Origin of the sequence: Bacillus sp. AR8-1 (assembly GCF_008042345.1) — a bacterium.
Classification (GTDB): Bacteria; Bacillota; Bacilli; order Bacillales; family Bacillaceae_G; genus Bacillus_A; species Bacillus_A cereus.
In genome coordinates this window covers 173,933-186,730 of sequence record NZ_QNUB01000008.1, presented here as the reverse complement: position 1 = coordinate 186,730, position 12,798 = coordinate 173,933, and the positions used below count along the sequence as shown (strand labels likewise).

Genomic DNA, 12,798 nt, shown 5'->3' with positions numbered 1-12,798 from the left:
TAAGCATTTACATTGCTTGTTATGGAAAGCTTTTTTAAAATTGTTGAGTAGCGTATGCTTAGCGAAAGAGGACTGGCTCCTTCGTTGTAGCAAACTGTTTTTGATAGTATAATGAAAGAAGTATGCAGTGAGAAATTTTACTGCAAGTAGCTGAGGTGAAGAAACATGCAAAGAGTGACAAACTGTGTGTTAATTAGAGATAATGAAGTACTCTTACTCCAAAAACCTCGCCGAAATTGGTGGGTTGCACCAGGCGGGAAAATGGAGCGTGGTGAGACTGTAAGAGATTCCGTTGTTCGCGAATATCGCGAAGAAACAGGTATTTATTTGAAAAACCCAGCGTTAAAGGGGGTCTTCACCTTTGTCATCCAAGAAGGTGATAAAGTTGTTTCTGAATGGATGATGTTCTCCTTTTTAGCGACAGATTTTGCAGGAGAAAACAAACTAGAGAGCGAAGAAGGCATCATTGGTTGGCATACATTTGATAAAATTGATGATTTAGCAATGGCGCCAGGAGATTATCACATTATTGATTATTTAATTAAAGGAAATGGCATAATCTACGGTACATTTGTATATACCCCAGATTTTGAGTTGCTTTCATATCGATTAGATCCGAGTTAAACCGTCAAGGAGAGGATACGATGACAGAGAATAATGATATAAAAATGGTAATTATTACAGGGATGTCTGGAGCTGGAAAAACAGTAGCTTTACAAAGTTTTGAAGATTTAGGATATTTTTGTGTAGATAATTTACCACCGATGTTATTGCCAAAGTTTATTGAGCTTATGGCGGATTCAAAAGGGAAAATGAATAAAGTGGCACTTGGTATTGATTTACGTGGCCGCGAGTTTTTCGAGCATTTATGGGGAGCACTTGATGATTTATCAGAACGTACATGGATTATTCCTCATATTTTATTTTTAGATGCGAAAGATAGTACGCTTGTAACTCGTTATAAAGAAACGAGACGTTCGCATCCACTTGCACCAACTGGTTTGCCGTTAAAGGGAATCGAAGCAGAGCGCAATTTATTAACAGATATGAAGGCACGAGCAAATATTGTGCTTGATACATCGGATTTAAAACCGAAAGAATTACGTGAAAAAATTGTTCACTTGTTCTCAACAGAAACTGAGCAAGCATTTCGTGTAAATGTTATGTCATTTGGATTTAAGTACGGTATTCCAATTGATGCAGATTTAGTATTTGATGTTCGTTTTTTACCAAATCCATATTACATTCCACATATGAAGCCATTAACAGGACTAGATGAAGAAGTTTCTTCGTATGTACTGAAATTTAATGAGACACATAAGTTTTTAGAGAAGTTGACGGATCTGATTACTTTCATGCTGCCTCATTATAAAAGAGAAGGCAAAAGTCAACTTGTAATTGCAATTGGATGTACAGGTGGACAGCATCGTTCTGTTACGCTTACAGAATACCTTGGGAAACATTTGAAACCAGAGTATAGTGTTCATGTATCTCATCGTGATGTGGAGAAGAGAAAGGGCCATTAAGGGATGAAAAAAGAGAGAAAGCCTAAAATTGTCATCATGGGAGGCGGAACTGGACTCTCTGTTTTATTAAGAGGATTAAAGCAATATCCTGTTGATATTACAGCAGTTGTTACAATCGCTGATGATGGTGGCAGTTCGGGTCGATTACGTGATGAGCTAGAAATTCCACCTCCAGGTGACATCCGTAACGTACTTGTTGCGTTATCGGATGTAGAGCCACTGGTGGAAGCTTTATTTCAGCACCGTTTCACAACAGGAGACGGACTGAAAGGTCATGCGTTAGGAAATCTATTGTTGGCAGGTATGACCTCGATTACAGGAGACTTTTTCCATGCAATTACGGAAACAAGTAAAGTATTAAATGTCAGAGGACGTGTATTACCAGCAGCGAATCAAAGTGCGGTACTTCATGCGGAACTTGAAGATGGGGAAATTGTAACAGGTGAATCAAAGATTCCTTATTACGGAAAGAAGATTAATCGTGTCTTTTTAACTCCAGAAGATGTAGAGCCATTGCATGAAACGTTGGCTGAGATTAAACGAGCTGATTTACTTGTTTTCGGCCCAGGAAGTTTGTATACGAGTATATTACCCAACTTAGTTGTTAACAAAATTGGGGACGCTGTTCTTGCTGCAAAGGCGAAGAAGGTATATGTATGTAACGTTATGACACAAGCGGGTGAAACGATGGGATATACTGCTTTTGATCATGTGCAGGCGTTACACGATCATTTAGGGCAACCATTTATTAATACTGCAATTGTAAATAACCGTGAGATTCCTTGTGAATTACGTAAGTTATATGAGGAAGAAATGTCTACACCAGTTGTAGTGGATGAAGAACGTTTTGCTGAAAATAATATTGATGTTATTCAAGAGGGATTAGCGAAGTATGATGATCGTGTTGTAAGGCATGATACGTTAAAGTTAGCTTCGATTTTATATTCATTGTTATAAATGTGCGTTGCCTCGTTTGAGGTGGCGCTCCTCATTCATATAGGACAAGAATTTTGTTCCATAATAATCGTATAAGGAGGTGTTGACTGTGTCATTTGCATCAGAAACAAAGAAAGAGCTGACGAATCTTGAAGTGAAAGAATGCTGTGAGAAAGCAGAATTATCGGCGTTACTTCGAATGAACGGATCGCTTTCTTTTTCAAACCGTCGTCTATCTATCGATATTCAAACAGAAAATGCGGCAATTGCAAGAAGGATTTATACGCTTTTGAAAAAAGGATATGATGTGACGGTAGAATTACTTGTTCGTAAAAAAATGCGATTGAAGAAAAATAATGTATATATCGTAAGGCTTGTTGAAAAGTCTCGCGAAATATTAGCCGATCTTCATATCGTTCGAGATGACTTTTCATTTATTCGAAATATATCACAAGAATTGATTGAGAAGAAGTGTTGTAAACGATCGTATTTACGCGGTGCATTTTTAGCAGGTGGTTCAGTAAATAACCCAGAAACATCATCTTATCATTTAGAGATCTTTTCGTTATATAAGGAACATAATGATGCTATATGTGAACTGATGAACGGATTTGATTTAAATAGTAAGACGTTGGAAAGAAGAAAAGGGTACATTACGTATTTGAAAGAAGCGGAGAAAATTACGGAATTTTTAAATATTATTGGTGCTCATAATGCACTTTTAAGGTTTGAAGATATTCGAATCGTACGTGATATGCGTAATTCCGTAAATCGTTTAGTGAACTGCGAAACAGCTAATTTAAATAAAACAATTGGTGCAGCGCTAAGGCAGATTGAAAATATCCGCTATATTGATGAGACGGTTGGTCTTGATATATTGCCAGATAAACTACAAGAGATTGCGCAACTACGAAGAGATTATCAAGATGTAACATTGAAAGAGTTAGGTGAGATGGTATCCGGGGGGAAAATTAGTAAATCGGGTATTAATCATCGTTTGCGTAAAATCGATGAAATTGCAGAGAAATTACGCGCGGGGGAAACGGTAGCAAAAAAATAAGAGGTTAAAGGGGAAATGGAGCTGTGGTTCAAAAACGAGTTCAGGTTTCATTAAAAAACGGTTTACAAGCACGTCCGGCTGCGTTGTTTGTACAAGAGGCAAATCGCTTTCATGCAGATATCTTTATTGAGAAAGATGGAAAGACAGTAAATGCAAAGAGCATAATGGGGATTATGAGCTTAGCAATTGGAACTGGAAGCATGATAACAATTACAACAGAAGGTTCAGATGCAGAAGAGGCTTTAGAAGCATTAGCTGCATATGTACAATAAAGAGCTATCGCGTATATGCGATAGTTTTTTTGTTTTGTTGTTTGTGCGGATTAGCTGGGAGGGGTATTTAGCTGGTTTGTCCTTGTCGGAGATTGTCGGTAAATCGATATGTTGTGTCGAACCGTTGATATATTAAAAAAATCGTTGATATAATTTGAGTTTTGTTCGATATAATTGAAAAATCGTTGATATATTTAGAGGGATACTGGATGGGGTATGTGAGCGGGGAACAATATATAAAAGAAGCGCCCAATTATAGGGCGCTTCCACTTTTAGTTATATCTAGCTCCAGCGGCTAGAATCTCCGGTTGTTTCGCCCCTTCATTCGAGGCAAAAAGCGCCTCGGAATCAGGGGCTCCATCGCCTTGCGATTCTAAACGAGCCACTTTCGCTTTTAAGTATTAACGATTTGTAAAAATCTTATCGATTAAACCGTATTCTAAAGCTTTTTCTGCTGTCATGAAGTTGTCGCGGTCTGTGTCGCGTTGTAGTACTTCAAGTGGTTGACCAGTGCGGTCAGCAAGAATTTGGTTTAGTTTTTCACGTAAGAATAGGATACGTTTTGCAGCGATTTCGATTTCAGTCGCTTGACCTTGTGCTCCACCAAGTGGTTGGTGAATCATTACTTCACTGTTTGGAAGTGCATAACGTTTTCCTTTTTCACCTGCTGCAAGTAAGAATGCACCCATAGATGCAGCCATACCGATACAGATTGTTGATACTTGTGGTTTAATAAACTGCATTGTATCATAGATTGCCATACCTGCTGTGATAGAACCACCAGGGCTGTTGATGTAGATGTGAATATCTTTTTCTGGATCTTGAGATTCCAAGAATAAAAGCTGGGAAACGATTGAGTTAGCTACGTTGTCATCAATTGCACTACCAAGCATAATGATGCGGTCTTTTAGTAGTCGAGAGTAAATATCGTAAGCGCGTTCTCCACGATTTGTTTGTTCAATTACTGTAGGAATTAAATTCATCTGTTATTTCCTCCTTATAAAGCTTTCTTAGTCTTATAATACAATTATGGTCAATAAAGGTCAAACGAAACCACTTTAAATCAAAAAAATATGTAGTTGTATCATGAAATATTCGCTATGTTTTCGAAATTCCCTGCTTATGTATCTTCAACATCATAACCGAATTACATAAATTTAAACGTTATGAAAACTGGAGAAAAAAGAAAAGAACGCCTTTTAACTGAAGCGTTCTTTCGATAATTAGTCTTTTAAAAGATAGGTTACTTTATTTAAAATCTTTTCGATTTGTTTCGCGTTTTTACTATACATTTCGCTTGCTGATTTCGACTTTGTTTCTAGGGAAAATAGTTCAAGATCAGCATGACATTTTTTTAAAGATGCTAATAATAAAGGTTTGTTTTGAGGAGAAGGCATTTGGAGTTTGTCATTGTAAATGTCGATAGTAAGTTGTCCATATGAATCCACTTGACCGAGAAAGACATTTTCAATAACAACACCGAGTTTTTCTAATTCTGAATGTAGCCAAGCGCGGTTATGTCCGCTTGCTGAAAGAGGTTCATCTAGTACATTTCCATCCATAATAACAGTTTGTGGTTCTTTCTCGTTTGGTACTTTTAAACCGATATCTTTTGCTGTAAGTGGCTGGGAATCTTTCTTTAATAATACATTTAATTCTCCGCTCGGTTCTAAGACAGCAAATTCGACTTCAGCTACGCTGAACGCACTTTTTCCACGGAGAAGTTCCAGTAATTCGTCACTCGTATATTTTTCTTTCTTTAAGTTATCTTCGAGTATCTTTCCATCTTTTATTAATACGGTAGATTTCCCTTCAAAGAAGTCCCGAGCTGTTTTGTTCTTTAAAGAGAGGATTCCTGTTAAAAAAGGTACCACAGCGAAAATGAGTATCGCAAAGACGCCGTGAAAAAATTTTGAATCGAGCCCTGTAGATACTTGGGCAGCGATGTCACCAATCGTCATTCCGGCTATGTATTCAAAAAAGGAAAGCTGAGAGATTTGTCTTTTGCCTAACCATTTCGTAATAGCGAATAAAATAATTAATATGAATACAGAGCGAAGAATGACAAGTGTCCATTCCGGCAGGTGAGACATAGTCGTTTCCTCCAGTCTACTTAAAACCCTTTATATTGAGGTTCTTCACGTTCTAATACTGAAATTCTATCCTTTAAATCAGTGATGACGCTGTCCATTTCTAACATACATTCATGAAATACGCGTTTTGATTCTTCGTCTTGTGAATTTAATGAAAGGGAGCTTAAACTTGCTTGAGCGCCCCTTACACTAGCAAGGCAAGTTTTTACGCTAGCGATAACAGTCATATAAACACCTCTTATCCTTTCGGTTTGAATAACAATGCTCCAATGAAGCCGAAAATAATAGCCGCTGATACACCGGCGCTCGTTACTTTAAACATGCCGGTAATAACGCCAACGATGCCATGTTTTGCAGCTTCTTCCATTGCACCATGAACGAGGGCATTACCAAAGCTTGTAATAGGTACAGTTGCCCCGGCTCCAGCGAAATCAATTAATGGCTCATACAAATTAAATCCATCTAATATAGCTCCAGCAACAACGAGTGTTGCCATTGTATGAGCTGGTGTTAACTTGCCGACATCAAACATAAGTTGTCCGATTACGCATATGAGTCCGCCAATGACGAAAGCCCAGAAGAAAATCATTGCGTTGCACCTCCAAATTCAATCGAAACGGCGTGAGCGATACACGGAATCGTTTCTTCTTGTTGGAATGTAAGTGGAGATAGTAAAGCGCCTGTCGCAACGACAAGTATTTTTTTGAACTCTCCTCTTTTCATTCGGTTTAATAAATGACCGTACACGACTGTTGCGGAACATCCAGGTCCGCTAGCACCAGCTATGACAGGTTGTCCTTCTCTATAAATGATAATTCCGCAATCTTGAAATTGTTGGCTCGTTACTTTCGTTCCGTGTTTATGTAGTAAGTCATAAGCAATTTCGCGTCCTACATGTCCAAGGTCGCCTGTTACGATTAAATCGTAGTAAGAGGCATCAATTTGACGTTCACGTAAATGGGCTTCAATTGTATCAACTGCAGCTGGAGCCATTGCGCCTCCCATATTAAACGGATCCGTTAACCCCATATCAACCACTCGGCCGATTGTTGCAGAGGTTACTCTTGGACCGTGTCCAGTATCGCTTAAAATAGCAGCTCCTGCTCCGGTTACTGTCCACTGTGCAGTAGGTGGCTTTTGTCCACCGTATTCGGTAGGGTAGCGGAACTGTTTTTCTACAGCTGTATTATGGCTTGAAGCTCCAGTTAATAAATATTTTGCACCTTTTGCATTTACGATACTTGCCCCAAGTGCTAAACCTTCCATAGAAGTAGAGCAAGCCCCGAATAATCCGAGATAAGGAGTCCCAAGTGTGCGGCAAGCAAAGCTTGTTGGAGTAATTTGATTAATTAAATCTCCTGCGAGTACGAATTGAATATCATCTTTACGAAGCTCTGCTTTTTCAGTAGCGCGACTACAAGCTTCTTCGAATAAAATCTTATGTGCTTTTTCATAGGAATCTTGTCCGAGCCATAAATCTTCATGAAGGATATCGAAGTCTTCTGGGATGTTCCCCTTTGCTTCAAATGGTCCACCGACAACCCCTGTTGAGATAATGACTGGTTTGTTTTCAAATACCCACGTTCGGTGTCCTTGTAACATTTATAGCCCTCCCCATTGAACGAGAATAGTTTTAATAAGTGCGATGACGAAAGCGGAAAATACACCAAATAAAATAACAGAACCAGCTAGTTTAAACATATTGCCGCCAACGCCAAGGACAAATCCTTCCGTTCGATGCTCAATACATGCGGCAATAACAGAGTTACCAAATCCAGTAACAGGTACAGCTGTACCAGCACCGGCAAACTGTCCAAAACGATCGTATATACCAAATCCAGTTAGTAACATGGAGATGAAAATGAGAGTTGCGACTGTTGGATTGCCTGCTGAGCGTTCAGTGAAATCAAAATATGTGATGTAAAAAGTAGAAATGAGTTGTCCGATGAAGCAAATAAAACCACCGACGAAAAAGGCTTTTATACAATTTTTTAAGACAGGTCGTTTCGGTTCGCGTTCTTGTTCGAATTTTTTATACTCCTGTTGTACAGGGGTTAAGTTTTTATCTTTACTAGACATTGCAATCCTTCCTTTTCTTTTAAAAAGCGTTAAGTGTTAGACTCCATTTTTTTACCAATGAATTTTAATTGTTTATTAATTTCATCTTTAGATACTTCTTTCTCCTTAATTTTTCTTTCGAGTTTTTCGAGTAACATAAAGATTTTTTTATCTGTACTGACACGAACATCGAAAGTAGGGTGCTCATCACTTAGTTGCTTTTGAAGTTTGCTGCGCAGCGGCTTTAATCCAAACCTTTCGTGATGCTCAGGTGTAACTGCTATATAGAGATCTAAATTTGAATTCACTGCTGTGCTTTTTATAATTTCATCCATAGCGAGAGCTCTTTTCTTCGCTCCTTGTGATATAGATTGATTAAAGGATTCCGTACTCGTCTTTGTTAACTTTGGACCTTTTTCTTTCTCCGTTCGTTTTGCTTCTTCTTTCACTTTTTTATCTAAAGGACTATTATCACATCCGGTAAAAGAGCTAAATAGAAGTGCAAATAATGCGGTTATGAGGCCGAGTTTTCGCATAATTATCATTCCATTTCTATTGCAATATGTAATGTGATAGAAAAAGGATGACTGCATATCATCCTTTTTCTATTTCACAGCAAGACTGATTCGTTATTGCTGTGAGTATTGTGGTTCTTCTTGTTGGACTTCTTCAACGCGTGGGTTTAAAGAATCGATAATCGTTTGTGTTTGCTGCGCAGCTGTTTGGAAAAGTTGCTTAGCTTGTTGGTTATCCGTATCAAGAGCGAATCCCTCTAAGCTAGCTTGTGCACTTTTTAATCCAGAAACAGTTTGCTTTAATTTTGTAATAACAGTCATTGAATGAAGCCCCCTTTGGAATATCAATTCAAAGATTATAATTTGTGAGTTGGGGTGAATTTATGATTGGAAAATTTAGGGGTGGAATAGATTTTATATGCTTTTAGCTAAGATGCATAAGGTATTACGGGGATATTTTTATTGATTTAGATGGATTTTATTGCTATTATTATGAGAAGAAAATGAAGTGTTTTCTATAATCATGCGCCCATAGCTCAGTCGGATAGAGCGGTGGTTTCCGGTACCACGTCTTATATGACAAAGGAAACCAAATCTGCTTTAGGGTGCGGTATAAAGGTGTTTGTCGGAGTTTTTAACGCTTAACTTGAGCGGGAACAAACCGCAAACGTCCTACGAAGGCATTGGCGAATTATTGTCGCATAGTAAGAAGATGCTACGTGTAACTAAATGAAGATAATGATAGTGTATATGCGGAGAGCTTCCGTCTGAAATTCGTTTCAGATAGGGGGCTCTTTTTTATGTTGAAAAATAAACGAGTGATAAAAAGGCGAAGAGAAGTAGTTGATTCCATTGGTACTGCGGAAGAGCTAAATACAGAAGCAGCAATAACAATTGTTATACAGGCATTTCAAGCGGAAGGTTTTAGGAAACGTACTATAGATGATTACAGTAAGTTCTTTCGATATTTTATGCGGGAGTTAAATATCGAGAAAGTCGAGATTATTACAGCGGCGCATGTGCAAATGTATATTAATAAGCTGCTTAATCGAGAGTTAGCGCCCGCTACCGTAAATATCCGTATATCAGCATTGAAGTCAGTTTTTAAACGACTACATGAACGGGGCTATATTAAAGAAAATCCTGCTGTAGACTTTGTAAAGTTGCGTACCGATGAGGCGCCGATTTTTACGCTAAATCACAATCAGGTAAAGCGAATCTTTCGTGTGGTAGATAAAACAACCTACGCAGGATATAGGGATTACTGCGCCATGCTGCTTATGTTGCACTGCGGGTTACGTGTGAATGAAGTAAACCAGTTAGAGGTTAACGATATAGATTTTGATAACCTTACGATTATGTTAGCGGGCGCTAAGAATAAGAATCGTAAAACGAGGGCTATACCTATGACGAAAAAGGTAGCGGAAGAGTTACGAATGCTTATAGAAGAGAGTAGGGAGTATTTTGAAGGTGTTACAAACGTCTTTCTAACGCAGGAAGGAAAAGTAATAGATAATGATTTACTGCGTAAGCGTATGTATCGCTATGGTACGTTAGCGGGGCTTTTAAAAGAATGCCGCCCATCGCCTCATAGCTTGCGCCATACCTTTGCTACGAACTTCTTACGTAATGGTGGAAGTGTTAATGCATTAATGCGAATTATGGGGCATGCAGACATCACTACAACTATGCGATATGTCCGATTGAACGACGAGGCAGTAAAAGAGCAATATGAAAAAGTAGCCGCTAAGAACGACTACGGAATATAGAGATAAATAAAAAGTCCCCAGCGCCAACTGGAGACTCAAAACAAACTGTTTGCTATCTAATAATTAAATACTAGACAGCCGCTAGCTTCATTCTATCGAAAAAAATCGGAGGGTGCAAGTTGTCTTTAGTAATGCCTTTTTTAGGCAGCTGCGGTAAGTCAAAAAGCGGAAGCCGTACCGCTATAAAAACGTAAAAGGGGAGCTAGACCGCCGCAAACACTAGCGCTACACATTTAACGCATAACCCTTCCGTGCGTGTGTAGGTCTAGCTGGTTACGGGCATAAACGGTAAGGAGTGGACGCATGTTGTTCTTACGGGAATAGGGTGTATCGTTAGATAATCGCATTGTGGGACATGCTGCAATGTAGAAAGACGATATAGGCGAAAGTCTAAAGTCGGAAGGGGCATACTCGGCAACCTCAGCCAACGACTGACGCTAGTATTTGCGCTTTACCTCTTATTCGTATTGATAGCTTTTATCTTTGCGAGTAGGGGTGAAGCCTGTGCCACGTTTCCTAGACCTTCCTCCATCTGCTAGTAAATGCGTCAACCAAAGTCAAGCAGAAAGGCGGAAAAAGAAGCTGTTGATGAAGTGGTGTGGTATGGTGTGAAGTTCATTATCTAAATCAAAAGTTAACCTAAAGTGAACCTTAAATTAGTCAGAGATTGGTCAGAAATTAATCAGAGGTTAGTCAGAGAAGAGGTTTACTAAAAGTAAACTTTTCTTGTAACTGTGCTCTCAGTTAAGCTATAATGTTGCTATAAGGATACAAAAAGTATCGATTTTGATAAAAAAAGTTAGCATAACGATCCTGGCGGCGGTGGGATGACAACTGGTATTGGGAAAACAAAAGTTCACTTAAAGTTAACCTATTAGATTATTCTTTTAATCTTTATGTTGCCTTAGGGACAACAATGAGCTAAATGTTCTCAAAATGAAGACTTTGCATACCTAATTAGTAAGCTACAGGTTTATAAGTAATATTCTGCATTAAATGTGGAATACTATATAAAAAAAGCCTCTCAGTGCTACCAACACTGAAAGACTTTAGATAAAATATTACTTCTTTTCTTTGCTCATGTTAATCATTCCCATAACAACCATGAGTAAAGAGCAAACCGCAGTAACGGTGATTGCATCCATATGTATTCACCACCTTGCGAAGCCTATCGTACTACCAATACGGTGGGCTTTTTTCGTATACTCGTATTATAACCTATCTTGGTTATAGATTCCAAAAGTTATTTTCTATACAAAAAGATATACCTTGTGTCTCATTTTGAAACTATGGCTTACTATACTTCGTATTAGGCATAATGGTATAATATAGGAGTTAACACTTCTACTAGCATTTGTACGTCTAACATAAGCTAGGGTCTGCGTAGTTGTGGAAATTCTGCGTAGGCTAGGGGTTACGTTCCAGCGCTCTCACGTTGGGGATAGCGTAGCTCTTTTTATTTATATTGAACATCGTATAATTCTAATGTAATTATTAATGTAAACTCGTGTAATTTTAGCGATGAAACGGCGAATCCCTTGCGGCTGTAGGATTAAACTTACTTTTTGTTAGTTACATTTGTTTACGGAAGTTTACATATATACGAAAACAGGGGGCTGTACACTTGCTGCGAGGTCGGGCGGGGACGCCTTCCGAAACTCAATAGGTTATGATCTTTACGCAGATACAATAAAAAAGACGCTATCTATTTAGCGCCCCGCTGCTTTTTCTTCGCTCGTATTAATGTACTTTTACTAATCCCTGTTAATTGCTCTACTTGCGTATATGATTGCGTCTCTAGTAATCCTAACGCATGCTCTATCTGCTTCGGCGTGTACTTATTCGGTCTACCTTCTTTAAAGTCGGCACGCTGCTTTGCGATTGCCTTGCCTTCCTGCGTACGTTCTACAATCATATCTCTTTCGAATTCAGCGAATGAACTCATAATATTAAAGATTAATCGCCCCGCTGCTGTATCTTCTACTAATCCCATGTTAAGAATATGAACTCTTACGCCTCTTTCGAATAGCTCCTTAACGGTTTGTATTCCATCTACCGCAGACCTTGCGAATCTATCTAGCTTCGTAACTACCAGCGTATCGCCTGCTTCTAGTTTCGATAGTACTTCTTGGAATTGTGGGCGGTCTGCTTTCGTTCCCGTAAACTTCTCGGAATAAATTGTATCGCAGCCTTCCTTTTCTAACATTTGTATTTGCGCCTCTAAATTCTGCTGTAATGTGCTTACCCTTGCGTACCCGTATTTCATATGTATCCGCTCCTTTTTCGGTGTTCATTTACGACACTAAGTTATGACACCATTCGATATACTGATACTATCACGTTGATAAGTTGGTGTCAATACCTTTGAGTTATGACACTCTAAACCTAAAAGAGAGTAGGGTGCGTTCTGTTTAAACGTGCCCTACTTTCATTCTACGTATTGCAGTAAAGGTAACATGTGTTCAAAATATTGATAGTCTTATTGAATTTACAAGTAAGATTAATCTCTATATTTTCACCATGCTTTTTCATTTTTTATAATTTTAAAGGTTTTTTAGAACAACTTTTC

At 38.6% G+C, this 12,798-nt stretch carries 15 protein-coding genes; 6 read left to right on the top strand and 9 right to left on the bottom strand.

The features are described from left to right. Window positions 1–165: 165 nt before the first annotated feature. The 5 genes from DN400_RS04680 to DN400_RS04660 all read left to right on the top strand — a co-directional run bounded on the left by DN400_RS04680 (window position 166) and on the right by DN400_RS04660 (window position 3,794). On the top strand, window positions 166–624 hold the full coding sequence (locus tag DN400_RS04680) for an NUDIX hydrolase (protein ID WP_001190080.1): 459 nt from the start codon (window positions 166–168) through the stop codon (window positions 622–624). A 20-nt stretch (window positions 625–644) separates the two neighbouring features. Next, window positions 645–1,526: an RNase adapter RapZ gene (gene rapZ, locus DN400_RS04675; RefSeq protein WP_000138459.1), complete on the top strand. Its 882-nt coding sequence runs from the start codon at window positions 645–647 to the stop codon at window positions 1,524–1,526. 3 nt (window positions 1,527–1,529) lie between these two features. Further along, window positions 1,530–2,483 (top strand): gluconeogenesis factor YvcK family protein, encoded by a 954-nt coding sequence (locus DN400_RS04670; protein ID WP_000712187.1) that lies wholly within the window; start codon window positions 1,530–1,532, stop codon window positions 2,481–2,483. Between the two features lie 88 nt (window positions 2,484–2,571). Further along, window positions 2,572–3,522 (top strand): DNA-binding protein WhiA, encoded by a 951-nt coding sequence (gene whiA, locus DN400_RS04665; RefSeq protein WP_000006566.1) that lies wholly within the window; start codon window positions 2,572–2,574, stop codon window positions 3,520–3,522. A 23-nt stretch (window positions 3,523–3,545) separates the two neighbouring features. Next, a complete protein-coding gene (locus tag DN400_RS04660; RefSeq protein ID WP_000250307.1) occupies window positions 3,546–3,794 on the top strand; it encodes an HPr family phosphocarrier protein in 249 nt (82 codons plus the stop codon). 401 nt (window positions 3,795–4,195) lie between these two features. Here the strand turns inward: DN400_RS04660 and clpP are convergent, their stop codons facing one another. The 8 genes from clpP to DN400_RS04620 form a co-directional block, all read right to left on the bottom strand. After that, window positions 4,196–4,777: an ATP-dependent Clp endopeptidase proteolytic subunit ClpP gene (clpP, locus tag DN400_RS04655; protein ID WP_001049162.1), complete on the bottom strand. Its 582-nt coding sequence runs from the start codon at window positions 4,775–4,777 to the stop codon at window positions 4,196–4,198. Window positions 4,778–5,017: 240 nt separating this feature from the next. Next, window positions 5,018–5,887, bottom strand: coding sequence for a DUF421 domain-containing protein (locus tag DN400_RS04650; protein WP_000018924.1), 870 nt, complete (start codon window positions 5,885–5,887; stop codon window positions 5,018–5,020). A 20-nt stretch (window positions 5,888–5,907) separates the two neighbouring features. Next, the gene (locus DN400_RS04645; RefSeq protein ID WP_016513222.1) at window positions 5,908–6,114 is read right to left on the bottom strand and encodes a DUF1657 domain-containing protein; all 207 of its coding nucleotides are present in this window, start codon (window positions 6,112–6,114) and stop codon (window positions 5,908–5,910) included. 11 nt (window positions 6,115–6,125) lie between these two features. Then, entirely contained in the window at window positions 6,126–6,476 is a 351-nt protein-coding gene (gene spoVAE / locus DN400_RS04640; protein ID WP_000575919.1) for a stage V sporulation protein AE, read from the bottom strand. Next, window positions 6,473–7,489, bottom strand: a complete 1,017-nt coding sequence (gene spoVAD / locus DN400_RS04635; RefSeq protein WP_016513221.1) for a stage V sporulation protein AD — start codon at window positions 7,487–7,489, stop codon at window positions 6,473–6,475. Before spoVAD ends, spoVAE begins: the two co-directional genes overlap by 4 nt. Beyond that, window positions 7,490–7,966: a stage V sporulation protein AC gene (gene spoVAC / locus DN400_RS04630; RefSeq protein ID WP_000095399.1), complete on the bottom strand. Its 477-nt coding sequence runs from the start codon at window positions 7,964–7,966 to the stop codon at window positions 7,490–7,492. 29 nt (window positions 7,967–7,995) lie between these two features. Further along, a complete protein-coding gene (locus DN400_RS04625; protein WP_001228546.1) occupies window positions 7,996–8,481 on the bottom strand; it encodes a YhcN/YlaJ family sporulation lipoprotein in 486 nt (161 codons plus the stop codon). A gap of 93 nt (window positions 8,482–8,574) precedes the next feature. Beyond that, on the bottom strand, window positions 8,575–8,781 hold the full coding sequence (locus DN400_RS04620) for a DUF1657 domain-containing protein (RefSeq protein WP_000216166.1): 207 nt from the start codon (window positions 8,779–8,781) through the stop codon (window positions 8,575–8,577). A 479-nt stretch (window positions 8,782–9,260) separates the two neighbouring features. On the opposite strand from DN400_RS04620, the gene DN400_RS04615 reads away from it, so the two are divergent. Continuing rightward, window positions 9,261–10,229, top strand: coding sequence for a tyrosine-type recombinase/integrase (locus DN400_RS04615; protein ID WP_098204727.1), 969 nt, complete (start codon window positions 9,261–9,263; stop codon window positions 10,227–10,229). 1,705 nt (window positions 10,230–11,934) lie between these two features. Here the strand turns inward: DN400_RS04615 and DN400_RS04610 are convergent. Continuing rightward, window positions 11,935–12,495: a recombinase family protein gene (locus DN400_RS04610; protein ID WP_098204728.1), complete on the bottom strand. Its 561-nt coding sequence runs from the start codon at window positions 12,493–12,495 to the stop codon at window positions 11,935–11,937. Between the last annotated feature and the right edge of the window lie 303 nt (window positions 12,496–12,798).